This is a genomic window from Loktanella sp. Alg231-35 (assembly GCF_900143545.1).
Lineage (GTDB): Bacteria > Pseudomonadota > Alphaproteobacteria > Rhodobacterales > Rhodobacteraceae > Yoonia.
The window spans coordinates 145,981-168,692 of sequence record NZ_FREV01000003.1 but is presented as its reverse complement, the minus strand read 5'-3'; the positions used below and the strand labels follow the sequence as shown (position 1 = coordinate 168,692).

Sequence of the window (22,712 nt, the reverse complement as noted above, 5' to 3'; positions counted from 1 at the left end):
GTTTTCTGGTAATGATGTCCGCAACCAGAGAGGGAGCATCGGAGTCCACCATGAAAATGAACGTCGCAACGCAGTTGCCCGACGACTATGTCGTCAGCCATCAGGATCTGGCTGAAACAGCCGCCTCTCTGATTGCCCATGCGCTTTTGCCGCTTTTTGCCGAAAACATGGGCGAAGACATCGCCAAGGCGAATGTCGAGGGTATCGTGACAGAGCTTGCCTATCTCTTTGACGAAGGTGAGATCCGATTGGGCGGCAAAATATATCGGCCCCGCATCGCGTTTGTGGACGACTCTGGTCAGCTTTTGCCCGGTGCCGCCGATCTTGTCACGCTCCATGAACTTGCGGGCGAGCCTTTCAACATCTCACCCGATCTGGGCGTCACATTTGAAGCCCCTGAATTGGTCGAAGAATAACCGTCAGCACTGGTCAATATCGCCTGTGGGTTCTAGTTTGCACATCATGCAAAGGACCCGCAGATGAACAAGCCATCAGATAACCCAGCCGACCCGTTCAAAAAGGCGTTGGCCGAGGCGACCAAAGTTATGGCGGATGACCCCGAATTGGCGGTCACCTATTCTGTTGATCCCGCAGGCCAGACCGCAGACACGATCCGTCTGCCGCAGGTGTCGCGCCGGATGACCCGCGATGAGGTGTTGCTGGCGCGCGGTACGGCAGATGCCTTTGCCTTGCGCCACAAATTTCACGACCCCAAGGTATCTGCCCGCTACATGCCGCAAGGCCAGATGGCACAGGACCTATATGAGGCGATGGAAACCGCCCGAATCGAGGCCGTAGGCGCGGAATACATGCCCGGCACCGCAGGCAATATCGACGCCAAGATCGGGACCGAGGCGCTGCGCAAGGGCTATGACCAAATCACACAAGCCTCAGACGCGCCTTTGGCTGTTGCTGCGGGTTATCTTATCCGCCATCTGGCCACGGGCCGTGATCTGCCCAAAGGGGCCGAGAACGTCATGGAGCTGTGGCGCGGGTTTATCGAGGACCACTGCGGTGGCACGCTCGAAAACCTAGAAGACACGCTGAACGATCAACAGGCCTTTGCCAAATTCGCACGCCAGTTGATCAGCGACATGGGTTATGGCGATCAGCTGGGCGATGACCCTGACAGCCTTGATGATGATCAGGAAGACGAGGCCGAAGAGGGCAGCGACGACGATCAGGAAGAACCCGATAGCACTGGCGAGGATGACAGCGACGGCGAAGAAGCCGAAGGCGCGCCCGAACAAAGTCAGGAAGACAGCCAAGACGCCAGTCAGGCTCAGGTCAGTATGGACGATCAGGCCGACACCGAAATGGGCGAAGAGGCAGAAATGCCCGAAGGCGAAGCCCCACTAGAGCCGCCTGCCCCGCAACCTGTCTCGGATGCTGATCCTGATTATCGCGTCTTCATCACCGATTTTGATGAAGAGATTTCTGCCGAAGATCTGGCCGAACCGGTTGAGCTGGAACGGCTGCGCGCCTACCTCGATCAGCAGCTTGAGCCGCTCAAAGGGGCGGTGTCGCGACTGGCCAACAAATTGCAGCGCCGCCTACAAGCCCAGCAGAACCGGTCATGGGAGTTTGACCGCGAAGAGGGAATTCTGGACGCTGGCCGTCTGGCCCGGATCGTCGCATCGCCCACCACTCCGCTGTCCTTCAAGGTCGAGAAAGACACCGATTTCCGCGACACGGTTGTGACCCTTCTGTTGGACAACTCCGGCTCCATGCGTGGGCGACCGATCTCTATTGCGGCGATTTGTGCCGATGTCATGGCGCGCACGTTAGAACGCTGTGATGTGAAGGTCGAAATTCTGGGCTTTACCACCAAAGCTTGGAAAGGCGGCCAATCGCGTGAGAAATGGCTGGCGGCAGGCCGAGAGCCCACGCCGGGCCGCCTGAACGATCTGCGCCATATCGTCTATAAATCAGCCGACGCCCCATGGCGGCGCACCCGCCCCAATCTGGGGTTGATGATGAAAGAAGGCCTGCTCAAGGAAAACATCGACGGAGAGGCGCTGGAATGGGCGCACCGCCGCATGGCGGCACGGCAAGAACAACGCAAGGTGCTAATGGTAATTTCGGACGGCGCGCCGGTCGACGATTCTACCTTATCGGTGAACCCTGCCAACTATCTTGAAAAGCACCTGCGCGATGTGATTGCCATGGTTGAAAAGCGCAAAGCGGTTGAGCTGGTGGCGATTGGGATCGGCCATGATGTGACACGTTATTATGAGCGTGCGGTGACGATTACAGATGTAGAACAATTGGCCGGGGCAATGACCGAACAACTGGCCAGCCTTTTTGACAGCGATCCGCGCAAGCGGGCCCGTGTGATGGGGATGCGCAAGGCAGGTTAAACTTGGGCGTTACGGCATCGGTCCGATGCTTCCAGCCAAAGTTTGATTGGACATAGAAAGTCAGGGAGTTTTCATTTGTTTCAGACGTTTGAGGCGCAATCGATCCCAGAACAAGGGCCACCACGATTGACCGCATTGCGCGCGGTGATGGCTGATCGGGGTTTTGATGCCTTTCTTGTGCCCCGCGCCGATGCCCATCAAGGCGAATATGTCGCCCCGCGTGACGCCCGGCTGGAGTGGCTGACAGGGTTTTCGGGATCAGCAGGGTTTTGCGCCATCCTGCCCGAAGTTGCCGGCGTTTTCATCGACGGCCGCTACCGTGTTCAGGCGCGTGCGCAGGTGGCTGATGTGTTTACCCCTGTGCATTGGCCCGAGGTGAAACTGTCCGATTGGCTGAAAGAACAGCGCCCCGAAGGTGGCGTGCTTGCCTACGATCCCTGGCTGCACACGCTGTCCGAGATTGCAGAACTGCGCAAAACGTTGGATGCCTTTACGCTGACCCCTACCGAGAACCTCGTTGACGAGATCTGGGATGACCAGCCCGCGCCACCCGACGCCCCGTTTACCGCGCACCCGCCAGAACACGCAGGCGAAAGCCATGCCGATAAACGCGCGCGCCTGGCCGCTGAGATGGCAGAGGCAGCAGCCGTTCTGACCCTGCCGGACAGCATCGCGTGGCTGCTGAACATCCGTGGCACGGATATTGCGCGCAATCCCGTACCGCAGGCCTTTGCAATCTTGCACGGCGATGGCCGCGTTGATCTTTTTGCCGGGGCTGGCAAGGTTGATGATATTCGCGATCACCTTGGCCCTGATGTGGCTGTGCAGGATATCGGCGGTTTTCTGGGTGCGCTTACTGCGCTGAAAGGGGCTGTGCTGATCGATGCACGATCCTGCCCTGACATCGTAGCCACCGCCTTGTTCGATGCCGGTTGCGAGGTCGTCAAAGACAAAGACCCTTGCATCCTGCCCAAGGCCCTCAAGAACCCGGCTGAAATAGCGGGCGCGAAGACCGCCCATGAACGTGACGCTGTGGCCATGGTCCGTTTTCTGGCCTGGCTTGATGCCGAAGCCCCCAAAGGTGGGCTGACCGAAATTGACGTAGTCACCGCGCTTGAAGATTTCCGCCGCCAGACCAACGCTCTGCGCGACATCAGTTTTGAGGCGATCTGCGGGGCCGGTCCGCACGGCGCGATTGTCCATTACCGGGTCAGTGATGAAACAAATCGTCCTGTCAAACCGGGGGAATTGCTGTTGGTGGACAGCGGCGGACAGTATGTCGATGGCACCACCGACATCACGCGAACCATGGCCATTGGCGTGCCCACAGCCGAGCACCGCGCCTGTTACACCCGCGTTTTGCAAGGCATGATCGCGGTCAGCCGCATCCGCTTTCCAAATGGCGTGGGTGGTCAGCATCTGGATGCGCTGGCACGTGCCCCGCTTTGGTTGGCGGGTCAGGACTATGACCACGGCACAGGGCATGGCGTTGGCAGCTATCTGAGCGTGCATGAAGGCCCGCAGGGGATATCGCGACGCTCTGACACCGCCCTGCAGGCGGGTATGATCCTGTCCAATGAACCGGGTTACTACCGCGAAGGGGCCTTTGGCATTCGCATCGAAAATCTGATTGTGGTGGTTGACGCGCCGGCCCTGTCCGGCGCGGATGAGCGCGCGATGTTGGCGTTTGACACGCTGACCTATGTGCCCTTCGACCGTCGGCTTATTGATACCGACCTGCTAACACAGGCAGAACGGGACTGGATTGATGGGTATCATGCCGATACATTGGCGCTTCTTGCGTCCCGATTGGATGCAAAGACCCGCGATTGGCTGACCGCCACCTGCGCGCCGCTGTGACTTAAGACCGTCATTGACAGCGCCTAGGATCGCCTAACCCGCGGCATGCCGCCAGAAGTGAGGAACACGACCATGGCCGACCATATCAAAATCCGCCCTGCGACAGGCACATGGGTTGTCCGGGCCGCAGGCGCTGTGCTGGGTGAAAGCACCAATGCGCTGGAACTGGCCGAAGGGGATTACCCGCCGGTCATCTATTTCCCCCGCGCGGACCTTGCCATGGCGTTTCTTGAGCCGACCGATACGACCTCAACCTGCCCATACAAAGGTGAGGCGAGCTATTTCACGATTGTCGCCAAAAGCGGGCCACTGGCCAATGCCGCCTGGTCTTATGAACGCCCCTTGGAGGGTGTGGCCGCGATCAAAGATCACCTTGCCTTCTACTCTGACAAAGTCGCCGTAGAGCAGGTTTAACCGCTAAGAGTGTTCCTCGGCCGCTGTTTCTGACAGCGCCCGGTTCATTGCCCGCAACGCATCGACTTCATACAATGCGCCCAGCAGCTCTGCCCCGCTTTCATCATGTGTAGCGCGAACCACAGGAATCAGCCTTGGCTTTTCGCGTTCAAAAAGCGGCATCGCCTGTTCGAGCGAGGCGTTGCGATCAAGACAAATCCCTTCACGGATCAAGGCGCGGCATTCTTCTTCCAACGTAGACTGGCGCCCTTCGATGGGGTGCATGATCCCCGCGACCTTGATCGTGGCCAGCAAGTAGGCCTGCGGACCGGCGGCCAGATGCACATCCCGCCGCTCTAACTGGGTCAGGAAGAACGACCGATCCACCAGCCGCGAAGATAACGCGCTGGACAGCGACACAGCCACCATTACGGCCAAACCTGTCTGCCAGTCGCCTGTCAGCTCAAACACAATCAGTGTGGTGGAAATGGGCGCGCCAAGGACAGCCGCTGCAACCGCCCCCATGCCCGCCAAGGCATAAAGCGTACCCTCGCCAGAGACATTGGGAAAGATCGCTGTGGCGATGATCCCAAAAGCGAGGCCCGTCAGCGCACCAACCATCAGCGACGGTGAAAACACCCCGCCGCCCATACGTCCGCCCATGGTGATGGCCACGGCCACCACCTTAAGAATGACAAAAACAATGGCCTCGTGCAGTAGCAGTTCACCGGTGAGCGCGGCTGACGTCGTCTCGTAACCGACACCGATGATATGCGGCCACCAGATCGCCAGACCGCCCAGCATCGCACCGGCAATGGCCGGACGCAGAAAGCGGGGCATACGCGTTTCGCTTTGGACGTAAGAGCCAAAATCATCGGCTAGAAAGATAGCTTTCATCAAAGCCACCGCAACGATCCCACAGACCAGACCGAGGATGATAAAGGCGGGCAGTTCAACATAGAATTGCAGCGCGTTTTGGACCGGCAGCACAAATTCCGTGACATCGCCGAAAACAAGGCGGTTGATGACTGTGCCCACAGCAGAGGCAATGACAATCGGCGCAAAGGCATGGACGGCGAAATGACGCAGCACCACCTCTAGTGCGAAAAGCGCGCCAGCAATCGGCGCGTTAAAGCTGGCAGACACAGCAGCGGCGACAGCACATCCAAGCAAATCCCGGCCCGTGATCCCATTGGCATTGATCCATCGACACACAGTCGTCGAAATAACGGCAGCAAGATGGACCACAGGCCCTTCGCGCCCACTGGACCCACCCGTCGAGAGGGTGATCATCGAGGCCATGGCAGAGGCCAGGCCGCGCCGCACTTCAACCCGACCTTGGGCAAGGGCCGCCCCTTCGATCACATCAGCAACAGATCGTACCCGCCCGTCATCGGTAAACCGATCCAGAATTATGCCAACAATCAAACCGCCACAGATCGGAATGATCAGAATTTGATACCAGGCAAGCCCAGCCGCAAAGGAATGCAACGTCAGAACATCATCCGTTCCATAAGCCGTGGTTTGCAGCAGATAGATACCCAGACGAAACAGCACCGCAGCAAGGCCCGCGCCGATACCAATGGCAAGTGCGATGAACCAGAATTGGATTTGGTTGGGGCCATGGGTTTTCATGACCCGCGCTGCATCTTTGCAAACCGTCGTCGCATCAGCAACTTTCTGCTGTAGCAACGCTTTGACTGGCTTGCCCATTCGGTCTGCTTTCCGCCTTGGTCACGATAGCGCCGCACGGGGGTGTCAGATCAGCACGGCTTGTATCGTCTCTATGGTAAGTCGTGGATGCATCCAAGCCAATATTGCGTGACGCTGCCCCCGTTCCATTGCTGCGGGAAAATTGCAGGGCGGCGTCGGGGCGCTGAAACAGGGATTGGACAGAAGAGGCTTTGCAGTAAAAAAAAACAACCTACACGCGTATCCTGCAAATCCACCACGCCGATAAGTGTAAAAATTACCAGAATTTTCACGCAAACTAATGGTGGCAGGTAAGATGGCAACCGCAACAAAATAGGGGATTTGAGAGAACAATACGGAGTTTCGTGAGTGATTTTGCACCCTTAGCGCATGAGTTTCACGGACAACTCTTGATAGTTAGGTCAGTATGCGTGACATACTTTGGGATAGGTTGCGAGTTTCAGGGGTAAACTGTTACTTAGGGTCAAGAGACGCGTATTGTCTCCCATTTCACGAGTATCAAGAGCAACGCTAAGGCGGAGTTCGCAGTTACCCAAGATCGCTTTAGCAATGAAGCGTTCTTAATGAACGATGTATCGAGGAGGTGAGTGGCCGAGATACATAGTAAAGAGTGGGCTGAGTAACCGGTGTAAGTTCAGGGCGTCGTATTTCATACGACGCCCATCTTCTTTCCTAGGTTTCAATCAACGCACGGGCCGCTTCGCGCGCCGCATCCGTCACCGTGTCACCCGACAGCATCCGCGCGATTTCATCAACACGTGCGTCCGCATCGAGTGCCACCACTGTTGATGTCGTAGACTTGCTATCTTGATGTTTTTCTACCCGCCAGTGATGTCCGCCAAGGGCAGCAACCTGCGGTGAGTGTGTCACCACCAGCACCTGCCCACCTGCCGCCAGTTCCGCCAGACGCCGCCCGACGGCATCCGCCGTCGCACCACCAACCCCACGATCGATTTCATCAAAGATCATGGTCAGGCCGTCGCTCGCTTGCGTCAGGCAGACCTTAAGCGCCAAGAGAAAACGGCTCAGCTCGCCTCCGGATGCAATCTTGTTCAATGGCCCGGCAGGTGCGCCGGGGTTGGTAGCCACCGTAAAGGCCACATCATCTGCCCCCTCTGGCCCGGCCTCGGCTTCGGCCATTGTAGTGGCAAAGACTGCGCGTTCCATCTTGAGCGGTGCCAATTCACTGGCCATGGCCGCGTCCAACGCCTTGGCCGCCTTCGCGCGCTTCTTGCGTACACCCAATGCCGCAACATCATAGGCCTGTTGTGCCGCCGTCACTGCCGCATGCAACGCCTCAAGATCACGTGCGCCATCATCAAGCACCGCAAGCCGCTCTCGCAGTTCGTCAGCGAATTGGCGCAGATCATCCGGTTGTACATTGTGTTTGCGAGCCAAGCCACGGATCGCAAAGAGCCGCTCTTCGACCTCTTCCAGCTCTGAGGTGTTGAACGACAACGCATCCAGACAATCGGCCACGCCGCGCTGTGCTTCGTCCAGCGCCAGCATAGCCTGTTCAATTGACGTCAGCGGCGCATCAAGCCGGCCTTCCGCCTGATCAGCAACACCCTGCAACCAGCGTAGCGCGTCGCTTGCCATGCCTTCGGCACCATTCATGCCCAGCGTGTCGGCGGCCTTGCCAATATCAGCACGGATCTTTTCGGCGGCCTGCATGAGGCGGCGCTGCGTGTCCAATGTGGCCTCTTCCCCGGTTTCGGGGGCCAGTGCATCAAGCTCGCTGACCGCATGCCGTAGAAAGTCCTCCTCGGCCTTTGCATCGGCGATTTTGGCCTCGGTTGCGCCCAGGTCGCGGCGTGCGGCGGCCATGGCACGCCAAGCCTGCCGCACTTGCTGCAGTTCAGCGTCCAGCCCAGCATATGCATCCAGCATCTGCCGGTGCCCGCGCGGGTTCAGCAGACCGCGATCATCATGTTGGCCGTGCAGTTCCACAAGCGTCTCTGACAGCTGACGCAGAACCTCGCCGCTGACCCGCCTGTCATTGACCCATGCTGTCTTGCGCCCATCGCGTGAATTGACGCGGCGCAGGATCAATTCATCATCAGCCGCGATACCCGCCTCTTCCAGAACAGCCATGGCCGGATGGGAGGCAGGCAGATCGAACCAAGCAGTGACCTCGCCCTGATCGGCACCCTGCCGCACAAGCTCTGCCCGGCCGCGCCAGCCAAGCACAAAACCCAAGGCATCCAGCAAAATCGACTTACCGGCCCCGGTTTCCCCGGTCAGCACGTTCAGCCCCGGCTGAAACGCCAGTTCCAGCCGGTCGATAATTAACATGTCGCGGATGTCTAAGCCACGTAGCATCGGTTTGCCCAACGGGCGGGGTTTCCCCCGCGTTGATTACAGCCATTCACCACGTAGCACCTGCCGGTAGATCGACGCCAACCAGTTGTCGCCTGCAGCCTCTGCCGTCAGGCCGCGGCCGGTCAGTAGGGCAAAGCTGGATTCGTACCACTCCGTCGACTGATAGTTGTAGCCAAGGATCGCCCCGGCGGTCTGCGCCTCTTCTACCAAGCCAAGCGACAGATAGCTTTCTACCAAACGGTGCAGCGCTTCTGGCGTATGTGTTGTGGTCTGGAAATCCTCGACCACCGTGCGGAAGCGGTTGGCGGCCGCGACGTAGTTGCCACGCTTAAGGTAGTAGCGCCCGATTTCCATCTCTTTGGCGGCCAAGTGATTGAACGCTAGATCAAATTTCAGCACCGAAGCGCTGGCATATTCGGTGTCGGGGTATTGTTCGATCACACGGCGCAGGGCCTGCAGGGCCTGAAAGGTCAGCCCTTGATCACGGCCAACTTCGTCAATCTGATCATAATAGGACAAGGCCAGAAGATAGGCCGCATAGGCCGCATCGTCCTGTGTCGGATAGAAATCCAGATAGCGCTGCGCAGAGGCGCGGCTATTGGGGTAATCTTCGTCCTTGTGATAGGCAAAGGCCTGCATAATCAGCGCACGCTGGGCAAATTCGGAATACGGATAAAGGCGCTCAATCTCACCAAAGGTGAAAGCGGCATCATCGGGATCACCTTGGGTGATCTGGCGTTCACCACGCTCAAAGATCTGGCGGGCTGTCAGATCATCCAGCGGCACACCGCTGCGTTCACCACTACAAGCCGCAAGCACGGCAAGCGAGACGGCGGCAACACTGCGCAGCACCCAACGGGATTTGGTGACCTTGCTGCCTGACATCTTTGTGACCTCATTCACACTTATTATGCGGACAAAGCGCCATGCGCCTGCCCTTCTCGGCTCGGTCTAACATAGAAAAATCGGGGGCAAAATGCCTTTTGACCGCTTCGTGTTCAACTGTCGTTGTATGGATCAGGCAACCGCGTCCAGATCGGCCATGCTGATCCCCACGCCGGGCAGACGTGCCGCGGTTTTTGCGTCGCAATTGACCCAGCGCCATGCGTCAGGGCGGTCAAAGAGCGCACGCAGCAGTTTGTTTGTCAGCGCATGCCCGGCCCGTGTACCCGTGTAGCGGCCAAGGATCGGCGCGCCGGCAGTGTAAAGATCACCCAACGCGTCCAGCATCTTGTGGCGCACGGCCTCATCCGCGTGGCGCAGCCCGCCGGGTGTCAGAACTTTTTCACCATCAACAACAACAGCGTTGTTGATCGTTCCGCCCAAGGCCAATCCGTTGGCACGCATCGCATCCACATCTGCCGAGCGGCAGAACGTCCGGCTATCGCACAACTCGCGTACAAAGGCCCCGTTGGCCATGTTCAACATCTTATGCTGTTGGCCGATTGCGGCATCGGCGAAATCAATCGCAAAGTCGATCTGCAATGTCGTTGACGGGCTCAACTGCGCATAGGCCGGACCATCAGAGACCGAAACCTCCTCCAGTATCTCAATCACGCGCAGTGGCGCAGATAACGAACGTAGGCCGACTTCTACAATGCCGCGCACAAAGGCCGCCGCACTGCCATCCAGAATTGGAACTTCAGGCCCATCAATATCGATCAACGCGTTATGCACACCGCAACCCGCAAGTGCGGCCATCAAATGTTCGATGGTTGAAACCGTCACGCCATCTGCATTTGTCAGACGGGTGTTCAAGGGCGACACAATCACATCATGCCACAAGGCCGCCAGCGCAGGGCGCCCTGTCAAATCCGTCCGCCGGAAAACGATGCCAGCATTTGCAGCCGCAGGATGCACGACAACACGCACAGGCGACCCGGTATGAAGACCGGTTCCTTCAAAGACGACATCTGATTTTAGCGTTGTTTGCACGCGGGGCTTTCCGTGGTGTGGCGTTGTGTGAGTGTGCAATTCAACTAGGACGTCACTGTCTTAGGCTCAACTCACTCTTTGTAACGGTCTGAAACATCGGCTGGCGGAAACAAAGCAATCATTTCGCAGATGCAGCAAGTCTTTGTTTTAGAAGCAAAAAAGGCCGCATCGCTGCGGCCTTTTGATGTGATCGAACGTTGCGTCACGATCTTGATTGTTTCAGATCAATTCGCCTGACGGCGAAGAAATGCCGGGATTTCGATCTTTTCCTGGTCATCATTCTGCTCTGGCTCTTGATGCAAGGCCGTCACTTGCGGCTGTGTGCGGGCCGGTTGCTGCGGCGCGCCATCTGCCTGCGCACCGGTCATCCGGTTGATCAAAGAGTTGATCCCAAAGCGCGGCTTTTCGGCCTCGGCAGGGGCTGCTGATGCCACAGCCTGCGGTTGCTGCAGGGGCTGTGGCGCTTGATCCGCATTGGGCACTCGGTTCACAGCCGCTTGCAGCCGGGCCATCGCTTCAGGCGATGGGGTACCCGGCGCAGATGCGGCGCGTGGTGCGACAAAGTTGTCGGCCTGTGTCAGGTCCGGCTCTGGGCGTGGTGTATAGGCGGGTGGCGGCAGATCATCAGCAACGGCCTGTGGCGCTGGCGCAGGTGCCGGTTGCTGGTAAGCTGCAACAGCTGGCTGCGCAGGTGTTTCCATCTCTTCGAACAACGTGGGTTCTTGCGCAACCGGCGCTGGTGCTTCGGTTTGGGCAACCGCAGCCGGTGCGGCGACTTCAATCTCTTCTGCGATCTCAGCGACAGGGGCCAGCGGTGCCGCCATCGAGCGGCGCGGCACAGGTGCTTCCATCTCGCGGGTCACGGCATCGATACCTGTGGCCACGACGGAAACGCGCATCTTGCCGTCCATCTCAGTGTCGAGCGTCGAGCCCACGATAATGTTCGCGTCGCCATCGACCTTTTCACGGATCTTGTTGGCGGCTTCATCCAGTTCAAACAGGGTCAGGTCATAGCCACCAGTGATGTTGATCAGGACACCCTTGGCACCTTCCAGCGAAATCTCGTCCAGAAGTGGGTTGGCAATCGCTTTCTCAGCGGCCTGAATGGCACGGTTTTCGCCGTCGGCTTCGCCTGTGCCCATCATCGCCTTGCCCATTTCGTCCATCACGGCGCGGACATCGGCAAAGTCGAGGTTGATCAGGCCCGGACGAACCATCAGATCTGTCACGCCTTTGACACCCTGGTAAAGGACGTCATCAGCCAGTGCGAAGGCCTCGGTGAATGTGGTGTTTTCATTGGCCAAACGGAACAGGTTCTGGTTTGGAATGATGATCAGCGTGTCGACAACTTTCTGAAGCGCTTCAACGCCTTCCTCGGCTTGCTTCATGCGCTTTGCACCTTCGAACTGGAAGGGCTTGGTCACAACGCCGACAGTCAGAACGCCCAGCTCGCGGGCGGCTTGCGCGATGATCGGCGCGGCCCCGGTTCCGGTGCCCCCGCCCATGCCAGCAGTGATGAAACACATATGTGCACCGGCAAGGTGATCAACGATCTGTTCGATGCTTTCTTCGGCGGCGGCGGCCCCAACGGTTGCCCGTGCGCCTGCGCCCAGACCTTCCGTTACCTTCAGACCCATCTGGATTTTCGCAGCGGCGCGCGACTGTTGCAACGCCTGCGCATCCGTGTTCGCGACCACAAATTCTGTGCCATCAAGCTCTTGCTCGATCATGTTGTTGACGGCATTGCCGCCCGCGCCACCAACACCAAACACCGTAATACGTGGTTTCAGCTCTTCATGCCCCGGAAGGGAGAGATTCAAAGTCATAACTCGATCCGCCTGTTTTTTTTGATTTGCCCGTGCCCACGGGCTTTTACTGCTTATTGATCAATACAATAACCAAGTGATGCCGAAAGGTCACGACAAAAACACAAAATAACCACCAAATCTGGACAAAATCTGCGACTTACCTCCCGGATTTCGGCCGATCAGCAAGATATTGCGCATTACCAGTTGTCTTTAAACCATTTTACTGCCCGTTTGAGCGATCTGGCGGGGTAACGATCGGCGGGAATTTCAAAATCCCACCACTCATCCTGTGGATTGGCCGCGAACAACGTCAGGCCAACCGCGCTGGAAAACGCAGGACCAATTGCAGCTTGCGGCAGACCCTGCACGCGCAGCGGCCGACCCAATCTGACCTGTTGGCCAAGGATCTTGCTTGCCAGCCCATCAAGGCCGGGGATCTGACTGCCGCCGCCTGTCAACACGATCTGCTGGCTTGGAAGGTGCTCGAACCCTGCCGCATCAAGCCGTTCGCGCACCTCTTCTAAAATCTCTTCCACACGCGGGCGCATGATGCCGATCAGTTCCGCACGGCTGACCGTGCGCCGGTCATGTTCCCAGTCGCCAGTGTCGCCACCGATTTCGATCATCTCGCGGTCGTCCATTCCAGTGGCCATCACGCCACCATAGAACGTCTTGATCCGCTCTGCCGTGGCCGCAGGGATTTGCAGACCCATGGAAATATCGGACGTCACATGCTCCCCCCCCATGCGCACGGAATCCGCATAGATCATGTGTTTCTTCATAAAGACCGACAGGCCGGTGGAACCGCCGCCCAGATCAATACAAGCGGCGCCCAGCTCTTGTTCGTCCTCAACAAGCGTGGACATGCCAGAGACGTAAGCAGAGGACGCTATCCCCGCGAGTTCAAGATCGCAGCGTTTGATACAGTAAAAGATGTTCTGGATCGCCATCGCATCGACCGTCAGCATATGCATGTCCGTGGTCAGCGTATTGCCGATTTGCCCGCGCGGATCGGCCAAACCAGAGCGGTGGTCGAGCGCAAAGTTCACAGGCTGCGCATGTAGCACTTCGCGGTCCATGCCATAATCCGGCACATCGCAAGAAGCCATGACCTGACTGATATCCTGTTCGGACACCAAACCGCCGCTGACATCCAGCGAACCATCCAGCCCGTAAGACCGGGGACGCGCACCCGATAGGCAGGCAATCACGTGATCAACACGCACATTCGCCATTTTCTGGGCCGCCTGCACGGCGGTCCGAATTGCGCGCTCTGTTTCCTGCATCGCGTCAACTTCGCCAAAGCGCACGCCGCGCGACCGGGTTGTGGCCGCGCCAATAACGCGGAACTGCGATTGCCCTGCCATAGAGCCGACACCGTCGGTGCTGCGGAACTGCTCGGGTCCGTCAAACCGCAGGATCAAACAGGCAATCTTGGATGTGCCCACGTCCAGAATGGCGACAACACCCCGCTGCATCGCGGCCTTGCGCATCTGCCGCATTGTTCTTTGGCTGTCGTATACGTCGCCCATTAGTTCCCTGCCCCATCATCAATATCAATTTGAACATTCACACGGCGCAGCGCCGCTGCGGCCTCTTCATTCATCCGCAAAGTCGGGCGGCCCACGTTGCGCATATCCACAACGGCCACATCCCGGTTCAGCATGTCCTGCGCGTCATTCAACGCGATCACCCGGTCAAGTGCGGCAACGGCTGTATCGGACGGCAGCAAAATCCGCTGGTCCCGGTCCAGCACCATATCCCAGCGCCGTTCGCCCATGCGGACCAACCCACGCACGCGGTCCAGCAACGGACCTGCCGCCGCAAAAAGGGCGAGTGCCTCGTCAATGTGTTCTTCTGCCCCGTCGCCCGCGATCAACGGCAGATCAAGCCGATCTGCGCGGGTCGCAACAACACCCGATTGCACGCCATCCGCATCAATCAAACGCAACACACCTGCGTCACGCCAAAGGGCGACGGGCGCACGTGGTGTCAGCGCAATCTCCAAGGCCCCCGTCTGCCCCACACGCACGCTGGCGGATTGGATCGGGTCAAGCGCTTCGATTTGCGCGCGGATCGCCTCTAGGTCGAGATCGAACGAGGAGATCGGAAACTCTGACGGCAACAAAGGCGCGACCTGCGCGACAATGGCAAACTCTGCCCCAGTCACATGCATCGTCTGCACCATGAATTGTGGGCGCTGCTGAAAGCTCTGCTTGGCCTCTTCAACGGTCGTTGCAAGCTGCGCCCGGTTGACGGGTTTGGAATACCAGGACCCCGCAATCGTCAGGATCAGAATGATCGGCACGCCGATACGCACACTTGCACGAAAGCCGGGCGTCAGCATCAGCCGTTGATAGCGATAGCCCAGCCGGGATGGCGCGGGGTCGCGTGGTGCGGCGTCAGGAGTATGGCGGCGACGGATCAGCGATCGCATGATGCGTCCTCCACCATCCAGCGGCACAGCTGCGGGAATGTGACGCCCACATGCGCCGCCTGTTCTGGGGTCAGCGACGTGGGCGTCATACCGGGCTGGGTATTGGTTTCAAGAAGGACGAGGCCATCAAGGCCACGTGTTTCGTCCCAACGGAAGTCCGTGCGTGATACACCGCGACACCCTAAGGCCTGATGCGCCCGCAAAGCGTACTCCATGCAGGCGTCGAAAATGTCCTGCGGGACATCTGCGGGCAGCTCATGACGGGACCCGCCAGGCGCGTATTTTGCATGATAGTCATACCAGCCGTCCGTGATGATATCGGTGACCGTCAGCGCACGATCACCCACGACGGTTGTGGTCAACTCTCGGCCGGGCGCAAATGCTTCGACCATCACCCTATCGGGCATATCATCAGCAAGCTGTGGCGGGCCGTTCGCGTCTTCGTTGACAATGTAGATGCCAACGCTGGAGCCTTCATTGTATGGCTTCACCACATAAGGCGGCGGCATCACATGCGCAGCGCGGACATCATCCGCAGAAGCCAGAATGCTATCAACCACAGGCAGGCCAACCTTGCGGTAGATATCCTTGGTGCGCTGTTTATCGAGGGTCAGAGCAGAGGCAAGAATGCCGGAATGCGTATAGGGGATTTGCAGCCATTCAAGGATACCCTGAATGGCCCCATCCTCACCCCAGCGACCGTGCAATGCGTTGAAGACAACGTCAGGGGCAATCTCTTGCAGACGTGCCGCAACATCGGGGCCCGCATCGACCTCGATCACCTCACATGCTGCGTCCCGCAAAGCCGATGCACATTCACAGCCCGTGCTGAGCGAGACTTCGCGTTCAGCCGAGGGGCCGCCCATGAGGACAACAACTTTCGGGTTTGTCCTGCTCGACATACCCTACCGCCTTATTCGCGGGCCTTTTTTGACCCGTCATTCGTTTTGGCCCTTGCCTTGGACCGTGGCCTTTTGGCCCTTTATTCTGCGGTATCTTTGTCCATTCGGACACCGACCCGCATGATTTCCCATTGTAGCTCAATCCCTTGGCTAGCGTAAACCTTTTTCCGCACCTCTTCGCCCAAATCCTCAAGGTCGGCGGCGGTCGCCCCACCTGCATTTGTCAGGAAGTTGGAGTGCTTGGTGTTCATCACAGCGCCGCCGCGCGTTGCGCCGCGCATGCCTGCGTTGTCGATAACCTTCCAAGCCTTAAGATCATGCACGTCATCCGCCCGCCCGGTTGAGGAAAAACCAGCCGGATTGCGGAAGGTTGAGCCAGCGGTGCGGTCTTTGGTCGGTTGGGTTTCATCGCGCTTGCGCAACTGGCCTTCCATCCGCGCGTTCAACGCTGCGGGATCGTCTTTTGGTGCACCAAATCGGGCGGAAACGATCACGGCACCATCAGGCAAAACACTGCTGCGATAAGCCAGTTCAAGCGCGTCGCGGGTCAACGCAACGATCTGACCATCCCGCAGCACCGCTGTGACTGATTGCAGGACATCGGCCACATAAGTGCCATAACAGCCTGCATTCATCCGCACGGCCCCGCCGATCGTGCCGGGTATTGTGCGTAGGAAAGTCAGATCAAAACCAGCTTCTGCGGCTTTGCGCGCTACATGCGCATCAAGGGCCGCTGCGCCAGCTGTGATCCCATCGTCGTCAATGGTGATCGCGTTAAAGCCGCGTCCCATGCGGATCACGACACCGGGAATGCCGCCATCGCGCACAATCAGGTTGCTGCCAACCCCCATGGGAAAAACAGGGATTGCCGGATCGAGCGCGGCAAGAAAGGCCGCGAGATCGTCAATATCGGCAGGCTGAAACAAGACCTCTGCTGGGCCACCCACGCGCATCCACGTCAGATCTGCCAAGGCACGATGCGCGGTCAATGTGCCGCGCACCGCGGGCAACTTAGGCAAGTTTTGGTTCATCCCGTTTGATCCATCCTGTCACACCGCCGATCAGTCCACCGACGCCGACTGGTGCGCAAATTCCTATCAATGCAAGCACATAGCCCAAGCCATCCCACCCCGTCGAGGATTGAATGCCCATGAACATCCACGTTGTAAAAGCCACCCAGATACCGGCGAACCAACCTAGCCCGCTGCGGCTGCCCGCTTTGCCACATTGAAAGCCCGCAAAGGTTGCCACCAAGAATGCCACGGTCGGCACACCATAAACCAAAAGATATTCTTCCATTGTGATTCTCTCCAATTTTGAACGCTGTTCAAATATATGCCAACTTTATGAACGACGTTCAAGTATTTTCTTCAATCACCGCTTCAGATCGCCCGGTCGTCCTGCCTGCGCAAGAGCCAGCCAAGAAACGCGCCTGCCGCACTACCCAACAATGCGGGCAGAAAACCAAGCATCGCCAAAGTCATGGCAAAGACCGGGTCAATCCCGATGGGCCGCCCACTGGCAAAGATCAGGATCACCAACGCCCCGCCGATGATCGACCCAATTGTCAGCGCCAAGCCAGATTGCCCTGCCCGCATCAACGCGGTGAGCAATAGGAAAGGCGCACCCGCACAAAGCAGCATACCCCCGATGATCATCATCTGTCCCACGGCCTACCTCGCGACTTTGTTCTTGATCCACTGCCATAGAAAGTAGACCGGCCAGCGCAAAATCGAAACACCCGCAATCAGGCCCAGCAACCCGTAGAACACACCGTGTTCCCAAGTAATCCAGAACAGTATCGGAAACCCAATGGCCATTAGGATGTAGGCGCGCCGCCAATGGTTGTCAGTTGACGGAAAAGCCGCCAGCGCAAATGCCAAGACCACCCAAAGCCCGATCAGGACAACGGGATCAGACAGAAACGCCAAACCCATGCTTACTTGGTCAGACGCGCAGGTAGCGCATTGGCCCAAGCGCTGATCGTACCTGCGCCAAGACAGACAACCATATCGCCCGGCTTTGCCTGTTCGCGCACCAGCCGTTCCAGATCATCCTCGGATTCAACCGTGGACGCGTGGCGATGCCCATGGCGGATCAGACCGGCCACCAGATCGGCATGACTGGCGCCCTCAATCGGCTCTTCGCCAGCGGCAAAAACCTCTGTAATACCGACGACATCAGCATCATTGAAACAGGCGCAGAATTCGTCAAAATGATGCGACAACCGGGTGAACCGGTGTGGCTGATGCACCGCAATGACGCGCCCCTCGGTGGCTTGGCGTGCGGCTTTCAGCACGGCGGCAATCTCAACCGGGTGATGGCCGTAATCGTCGATGATGGTGACACCATCCACCTCGCCCACTTTGGTAAAGCGGCGGTTCACCCCTTTGAAACCTTTCAGGGCGGCGCGGATTTCATCCTTTTTCATACCCAAATGACGGGCCACAGCCACAGCCGACAAGGCGTTTGAGACATTGTGGTCCCCCGGCATTGGCAGCTCACAGCCTTCGATCACCGCGTCTTCTGTCTGCAACGCGATGTCAAAATGCGCGACACCTGCCTTGTAGGTCAGATTGATCGCCCGAATATCCGCCTGCGCGTTAAAGCCATAGGTTGTCACACGCCGGTCGGTGATCTTGCCCACCAGCGATTGCACGTCGGCATCATCTGTGCAGCACACGGCCAGCCCGTAAAATGGGATGTTCGAGACGAAGTCGTAAAAGCCCTTATGCAGCGCCTCTTCGGTGCCCCAATGTTCCATGTGTTCGGGGTCAATATTGGTGACGATGGCGATGGTCGCAGGCAGGCGGTTGAAGGTGCCGTCGCTCTCGTCGGCTTCAACCACCATCCATTCACCCTGCCCCATGCGCGCATTTGAGCCATAGGCGTGGATAATGCCGCCGTTAATCACAGTTGGATCAATTCCACCCTCATCAAGCAATGCGGCAACCATTGTCGTTGTCGTTGTTTTGCCGTGGGTACCTGCCACAGCCACATTGGATTTCAGGCGCATCAGTTCGGCCAGCATCTCGGCCCGGCGCACCACGGGCAAACCCGTGGCACGCGCGTCATCCAGTTCAGGATTGCCCGGTTTGATTGCGGATGAGATCACGATGACCTCTGCACCTTCAAGGTTTTCAGCACGCTGCCCTTCAAAGATGATCGCACCCAGCGATTTCAAACGATCCGTGATTTTCGAGGCCTTCAGGTCCGAGCCCTGCACAGTGTAGCCGTGGTTCAACAGCACCTCTGCAATGCCCGACATACCGATCCCACCGATCCCCACAAAATGGATCGGGCCCACATCAAGGGGCAGTTTAGTTGCTGCATTCATAATCGGGTTCCCATCCATCATGTTTTGCCCGCCTCTGCCAGACTTTCAACCATATCCACAAGACGCGTCGTCGCGTCCGGCACGCCACAGCCCGCCGCGGCAATGGCCATCTGCAACATGCCAGCTTCGTCTGACAACAGATCCGTCAGTTTCGCGGTCAGGGTCTGCACGTCAAATTCTGCTTCCGGCATCAGCACCGATGCACCCGCCTCGACCAATTGCCTGGCGTTTGCTGTTTGTTCGTCCCGGACGGCGGCCGCAAATGGCACCCAGATTGCAGGGCGCCCGATCACGCTGACATCCGCAACGGTTGACGCCCCAGAACGTGAGATCACAAGTTGCGCATCCACAATGCGGCGCGGCACATCATCAAAGAAGGTCTGCACGTCCGCGCTGATCAATTCGCTCGCGTAATAGTCGGTCACGCGTTCTATGTCCTCGGGGCGTGCCTGATGGCTGACCCGGATATTGCGGCGGATATGTTCCGGCAGTGCGGCAATCGCAGGCGGCACCATATCTGACATCACCCGCGCGCCCTGTGAGCCGCCCATCACAAGCAAAGACATCGGGTATTCACCGGGCGGAATATAGGGAGAGCCTGCATGCTCTAGAATTGCCGCACGCACTGGGTTTCCAGTGTGCGTGCCTGCAATCTTGCCGGGCAGTTCGGTCGGCCATGTGCCACAAGCAATCTGATCAACACGTTTGGCGAAAAGCTGGTTCACGCGCCCCAGAACGCCATTTTGTTCATGGATCATACGCGGAATGCGCAGAGCCCAAGCGGCGGTCATTGCCGGGATGGTGGGGTATCCGCCAAAGCCCACAACGATCGCCGGGCGATCGCGCAGCATTCGCCACTTGGCTGCGGCTATGCCAGCCAGAATACGAAACGGCACGGCAAGTTTTTGAACAATGCCACCGCGTGCAAAGGTGGCGCTGCCAACGACAGTCACCTCAACCGCATCCGGAAATCCGGCCGTATAGCGCGCGCCTCGTGCATCTGTAGACAGGCGCACGCGCCAACCCTTCTCCAGCATGGCCTCGGCCAGCGCTTGCGCTGGAAACATATGCCCGCCGGTGCCGCCAGCGGCGATGATCAACAATGGCGCGCTCATCTGTTGGCACGCCGCAAGAAGACATCACTCAACTCGCCCTGAGGTCGGGTGCGCGTGAACGCCAAAAGCATGCCCACGGCAATCCCGCTGGCGATCAAGGATGATCCACCATAAGACACAAACGGCAAGGTCATGCCCTTGGCAGGCAGAAGTCGCACCGCCACACCCATGTTGATCATGGCCTGCACACCAAAGGCACAGACAAGACCGGTGCCCGCCAGACGGATGAAAATGTCACGCTCTTTCATCAGGCGCAGCAGCGAACGCACAACGATCACTGCATAAAGAGCGATAATCACAAGCACGCAAATCAACCCATATTCTTCTGCCGCCACAGCAATGATAAAATCCGTATGGGCATCAGGCAGCGACCATTTCACCTGCCCCTCGCCCACACCAACACCAAAGAACCCACCCTCGCGGATGGCGTTGGTGGCATAGCCAAGCTGCGTGTTGGGATCCAAGTCAGGTGACAGAAACCCGTCAATCCGACGGGCAAAGTGTTCGGAATTGGAATAGGCGACGGTGCCGCCAAAAATGACCAAACCCGCCAGGATGATCAGCAGGGTCATCGGCGCACCGGCCACGAAATACATCACACCCCATGCGAAAAGAACCAAAGCGGCTTGCCCAAAATCAGGCTGCATAGCCAGCATCAAAACGATCATCATCGTCAGAACAAAAGAATAGGTCTTGCCCGGCGGACCACCCAACTGTTGGGACGCCGCCAAAAGCCAGGCAGTCATGACCACAAAGCCGGGTTTCAAAAACTCTGACGGCTGAACGGCGGCAAACCCAAGCGAATACCAGCGCGTGGCCCCTTTGCCAAAATCAGTCCCAAGCACCGGCAAAAAGGCAAGGGCAACAAAGGCCGCCAGAAACCCCAGCACGGCCAAGCGGCGCACCACCGTGGGCGACATCATCGAGACGACAAACATGACCGCCATTGCTGCCCCACCAAAGATCGCCTGACGGGTCACATAGTGAAACGGCTCCAGCCCGTTTTTGGTTGCCAAAGGCGGCGAAGAGGCAAGCCCCAGCAACAACCCGATCCCGAACAACAGCAGGATGCAGGACATCGTCCATTTATCAATTGTACGCCACCATCGTGGCAAAACCGGATCGCCGGATTGCACCGGGACCGTCCCATAGACCATTTCCGTCATGGATCACCGCTCACTTGCCTAATACGCCCGTTTTCCGGGTCTGGGTGCAGCATAACCCCCTATTCCTCGCGATTCCACTGAAATCACGGCGCCTCTTATTTTCTATGTCCAATCAATCTTTCGCCAGAGGCATCCCGCATTTGAAATCCCTCGCTACATCCGCCATATGCGCAGCCATGCAGATTGAGACATTGATCATTGGGGCGGGGGCGGCTGGCATGATGTGCGCAGCCCACGCCGGGCCCGGCGTACTGGTGGTAGATCATGCCAAAGCAGCAGGCGAAAAGATCCGTATTTCGGGAGGTGGCCGATGCAATTTCACCAACCTACACAGCAGCCCGCAGAATTTTATTAGCCGCAACCCGCATTTCTGCAAATCAGCGCTGAAGCGCTACACCCAATGGGATTTCATCGATCTGGTCGGGCAGTACGGCATCGCGTGGCACGAAAAAACCCTGGGGCAGCTCTTTTGCGATAGCACCGCCAAAGACATCATTGCGACGCTGTACGCAGAGATGGAGAAGGCAGGGGCGCAACTCTGGCTGCAAACGTCGGTCGCCGCGATCTCGCATGACGGCGCAGAGTTCACTGCAACGCTGACCCGTGATGGGCGCGAAACGCATGTGAAGGCCAAGAACCTCGTGGTGGCCTGTGGTGGCAAATCGATCCCCAAGATGGGGGCAACTGGGTTCGGCTATCAGATTGCGCAGCAGTTTGGCCTGCCAGTGATAACCCCGCGTCCGGGGCTTGTGCCGCTGACCTTCTCGGATGATCGGTTCAAACCCCTTGCGGGGGTCGCCGCACCGGCCCGCGTCTCGGCTGGCGATGCGCAATTTGATGAGGCTATCCTGTTCACCCATCGCGGCCTTTCAGGCCCGGCAATCCTGCAAGCCTCGTCCTATTGGCAGGAGGGCGAGAGCATTGATGTGAACCTGATCCCGCAAGCGGGGCTCTTGGCCGCGCTGCAATCGGCCCGACAAAGCGATGGTAAGAAGGCACTCACAACAGTCTTAGGTCACGCCCTGCCCGCACGGCTGGTTGACTATCTGCAAGATGAACTGGGGCTGACCGGCAATATCGCAGACCAAAGCGATGCGCGCCTGACAACACTCTGCGATGCTCTGGCGCATTGGCAACTGACACCGGCAGGTTCCGAAGGTTACCGCACAGCAGAGGTCACATTGGGCGGGGTTGACACCGATGCGCTGTCATCCAAAACAATGCAGTCCAAAGACGTGCCCGGCCTTTATTTCATTGGTGAATGCGTGGATGTGACTGGCTGGCTGGGCGGCTATAACTTTCAATGGGCGTGGTCGTCGGGGTGGGCTGCTGGGCAGGCCATCCGTGGGACGTAAGGTGGATCA

General features: G+C 58.2%; 20 protein-coding genes. 5 read left to right on the top strand and 15 right to left on the bottom strand.

Going from position 1 to position 22,712, the window contains the following annotated elements; all coding sequences use genetic code 11:
- Nucleotides 1–50 precede the first annotated feature (50 nt).
- The 4 genes from DHN10_RS07780 to DHN10_RS07765 all read left to right on the top strand — a co-directional run bounded on the left by DHN10_RS07780 (nucleotide 51) and on the right by DHN10_RS07765 (nucleotide 4,634).
- Complete coding sequence (locus DHN10_RS07780) at nucleotides 51–416, top strand: hypothetical protein (RefSeq protein WP_108814701.1); 366 nt, start codon at nucleotides 51–53, stop codon at nucleotides 414–416.
- 63 nt (nucleotides 417–479) lie between these two features.
- Complete coding sequence (gene cobT, locus DHN10_RS07775; protein WP_108814700.1) at nucleotides 480–2,360, top strand: cobaltochelatase subunit CobT; 1,881 nt, start codon at nucleotides 480–482, stop codon at nucleotides 2,358–2,360.
- Nucleotides 2,361–2,435: 75 nt separating this feature from the next.
- The gene (locus DHN10_RS07770) at nucleotides 2,436–4,220 is read left to right on the top strand and encodes an aminopeptidase P family protein (RefSeq protein ID WP_108814699.1); all 1,785 of its coding nucleotides are present in this window, start codon (nucleotides 2,436–2,438) and stop codon (nucleotides 4,218–4,220) included.
- A 72-nt stretch (nucleotides 4,221–4,292) separates the two neighbouring features.
- The gene (locus DHN10_RS07765) at nucleotides 4,293–4,634 is read left to right on the top strand and encodes a DUF427 domain-containing protein (protein WP_108814698.1); all 342 of its coding nucleotides are present in this window, start codon (nucleotides 4,293–4,295) and stop codon (nucleotides 4,632–4,634) included.
- Nucleotides 4,635–4,637: 3 nt separating this feature from the next.
- On the opposite strand, the gene DHN10_RS07760 is transcribed toward DHN10_RS07765, so the two are convergent.
- From DHN10_RS07760 to ftsW, 15 genes are all read right to left on the bottom strand, one after another.
- Entirely contained in the window at nucleotides 4,638–6,326 is a 1,689-nt protein-coding gene (locus DHN10_RS07760) for a chloride channel protein (protein ID WP_108814697.1), read from the bottom strand.
- A 672-nt stretch (nucleotides 6,327–6,998) separates the two neighbouring features.
- On the bottom strand, nucleotides 6,999–8,648 hold the full coding sequence (gene recN, locus DHN10_RS07755) for a DNA repair protein RecN (RefSeq protein WP_108814696.1): 1,650 nt from the start codon (nucleotides 8,646–8,648) through the stop codon (nucleotides 6,999–7,001).
- Between the two features lie 36 nt (nucleotides 8,649–8,684).
- Nucleotides 8,685–9,533 (bottom strand): outer membrane protein assembly factor BamD, encoded by an 849-nt coding sequence (locus DHN10_RS07750; protein WP_108814695.1) that lies wholly within the window; start codon nucleotides 9,531–9,533, stop codon nucleotides 8,685–8,687.
- Between the two features lie 132 nt (nucleotides 9,534–9,665).
- Nucleotides 9,666–10,583 carry a UDP-3-O-acyl-N-acetylglucosamine deacetylase gene (lpxC, locus tag DHN10_RS07745; protein ID WP_108814694.1) on the bottom strand — a complete coding sequence of 306 codons (918 nt, stop codon included), beginning with the start codon at nucleotides 10,581–10,583 and terminating at the stop codon, nucleotides 9,666–9,668.
- Between the two features lie 224 nt (nucleotides 10,584–10,807).
- Entirely contained in the window at nucleotides 10,808–12,409 is a 1,602-nt protein-coding gene (ftsZ, locus tag DHN10_RS07740; RefSeq protein WP_108814693.1) for a cell division protein FtsZ, read from the bottom strand.
- A 179-nt stretch (nucleotides 12,410–12,588) separates the two neighbouring features.
- Entirely contained in the window at nucleotides 12,589–13,923 is a 1,335-nt protein-coding gene (ftsA, locus tag DHN10_RS07735) for a cell division protein FtsA (RefSeq protein ID WP_108814692.1), read from the bottom strand.
- A complete protein-coding gene (locus DHN10_RS07730) occupies nucleotides 13,923–14,828 on the bottom strand; it encodes a cell division protein FtsQ/DivIB (RefSeq protein WP_108814691.1) in 906 nt (301 codons plus the stop codon). The genes ftsA and DHN10_RS07730 overlap by 1 nt, the downstream gene beginning before the upstream one ends.
- A complete protein-coding gene (locus tag DHN10_RS07725; protein ID WP_234417094.1) occupies nucleotides 14,816–15,694 on the bottom strand; it encodes a D-alanine--D-alanine ligase in 879 nt (292 codons plus the stop codon). Before DHN10_RS07725 ends, DHN10_RS07730 begins: the two co-directional genes overlap by 13 nt.
- 116 nt (nucleotides 15,695–15,810) lie before the next feature.
- The gene (murB, locus tag DHN10_RS07720; RefSeq protein WP_373456692.1) at nucleotides 15,811–16,740 is read right to left on the bottom strand and encodes a UDP-N-acetylmuramate dehydrogenase; all 930 of its coding nucleotides are present in this window, start codon (nucleotides 16,738–16,740) and stop codon (nucleotides 15,811–15,813) included.
- 1 nt (nucleotide 16,741) lies between these two features.
- A complete protein-coding gene (locus DHN10_RS07715; RefSeq protein WP_108814688.1) occupies nucleotides 16,742–17,029 on the bottom strand; it encodes a hypothetical protein in 288 nt (95 codons plus the stop codon).
- 83 nt (nucleotides 17,030–17,112) lie between these two features.
- A complete protein-coding gene (locus DHN10_RS07710) occupies nucleotides 17,113–17,391 on the bottom strand; it encodes a UDP-N-acetylmuramate--alanine ligase (RefSeq protein WP_234417093.1) in 279 nt (92 codons plus the stop codon).
- Nucleotides 17,392–17,403: 12 nt separating this feature from the next.
- Nucleotides 17,404–17,667: a DUF2484 family protein gene (locus DHN10_RS07705; RefSeq protein WP_234417077.1), complete on the bottom strand. Its 264-nt coding sequence runs from the start codon at nucleotides 17,665–17,667 to the stop codon at nucleotides 17,404–17,406.
- 2 nt (nucleotides 17,668–17,669) lie between these two features.
- On the bottom strand, nucleotides 17,670–19,067 hold the full coding sequence (gene murC / locus DHN10_RS07700; RefSeq protein WP_199910649.1) for a UDP-N-acetylmuramate--L-alanine ligase: 1,398 nt from the start codon (nucleotides 19,065–19,067) through the stop codon (nucleotides 17,670–17,672).
- Between the two features lie 17 nt (nucleotides 19,068–19,084).
- Entirely contained in the window at nucleotides 19,085–20,182 is a 1,098-nt protein-coding gene (locus tag DHN10_RS07695) for a UDP-N-acetylglucosamine--N-acetylmuramyl-(pentapeptide) pyrophosphoryl-undecaprenol N-acetylglucosamine transferase (protein WP_108814686.1), read from the bottom strand.
- Entirely contained in the window at nucleotides 20,179–21,348 is a 1,170-nt protein-coding gene (gene ftsW / locus DHN10_RS07690) for a putative lipid II flippase FtsW (RefSeq protein WP_108814685.1), read from the bottom strand. Before ftsW ends, DHN10_RS07695 begins: the two co-directional genes overlap by 4 nt.
- Nucleotides 21,349–21,524: 176 nt before the next feature.
- Here ftsW and DHN10_RS07685 point away from each other — a divergent pair, with 176 nt between their 5' ends.
- A complete protein-coding gene (locus DHN10_RS07685) occupies nucleotides 21,525–22,703 on the top strand; it encodes an NAD(P)/FAD-dependent oxidoreductase (RefSeq protein WP_108814684.1) in 1,179 nt (392 codons plus the stop codon).
- Nucleotides 22,704–22,712: the final 9 nt, after the last annotated feature.

Coding starts and splice junctions, on each gene's coding strand:
- DHN10_RS07750 (WP_108814695.1), bottom strand. CDS start 9,533: ATGTCAGGCAGCAAGGTCACCAAATCCCGTTGGGTGCTGCGCAGTGTT.
- DHN10_RS07705 (WP_234417077.1), bottom strand. CDS start 17,667: ATGGGTTTGGCGTTTCTGTCTGATCCCGTTGTCCTGATCGGGCTTTGG.
- murC (WP_199910649.1), bottom strand. CDS start 19,067: ATGAATGCAGCAACTAAACTGCCCCTTGATGTGGGCCCGATCCATTTT.
- recN (WP_108814696.1), bottom strand. CDS start 8,648: ATGCTACGTGGCTTAGACATCCGCGACATGTTAATTATCGACCGGCTG.
- DHN10_RS07715 (WP_108814688.1), bottom strand. CDS start 17,029: ATGGAAGAATATCTTTTGGTTTATGGTGTGCCGACCGTGGCATTCTTG.
- DHN10_RS07730 (WP_108814691.1), bottom strand. CDS start 14,828: ATGCGATCGCTGATCCGTCGCCGCCATACTCCTGACGCCGCACCACGC.
- DHN10_RS07710 (WP_234417093.1), bottom strand. CDS start 17,391: ATGATGATCATCGGGGGTATGCTGCTTTGTGCGGGTGCGCCTTTCCTA.
- DHN10_RS07695 (WP_108814686.1), bottom strand. CDS start 20,182: ATGAGCGCGCCATTGTTGATCATCGCCGCTGGCGGCACCGGCGGGCAT.
- ftsW (WP_108814685.1), bottom strand. CDS start 21,348: ATGACGGAAATGGTCTATGGGACGGTCCCGGTGCAATCCGGCGATCCG.
- cobT (WP_108814700.1), top strand. CDS start 480: ATGAACAAGCCATCAGATAACCCAGCCGACCCGTTCAAAAAGGCGTTG.
- DHN10_RS07725 (WP_234417094.1), bottom strand. CDS start 15,694: ATGGGCGGCCCCTCGGCTGAACGCGAAGTCTCGCTCAGCACGGGCTGT.
- DHN10_RS07760 (WP_108814697.1), bottom strand. CDS start 6,326: ATGGGCAAGCCAGTCAAAGCGTTGCTACAGCAGAAAGTTGCTGATGCG.
- DHN10_RS07685 (WP_108814684.1), top strand. CDS start 21,525: ATGCAGATTGAGACATTGATCATTGGGGCGGGGGCGGCTGGCATGATG.
- ftsZ (WP_108814693.1), bottom strand. CDS start 12,409: ATGACTTTGAATCTCTCCCTTCCGGGGCATGAAGAGCTGAAACCACGT.
- DHN10_RS07765 (WP_108814698.1), top strand. CDS start 4,293: ATGGCCGACCATATCAAAATCCGCCCTGCGACAGGCACATGGGTTGTC.
- ftsA (WP_108814692.1), bottom strand. CDS start 13,923: ATGGGCGACGTATACGACAGCCAAAGAACAATGCGGCAGATGCGCAAG.
- DHN10_RS07780 (WP_108814701.1), top strand. CDS start 51: ATGAAAATGAACGTCGCAACGCAGTTGCCCGACGACTATGTCGTCAGC.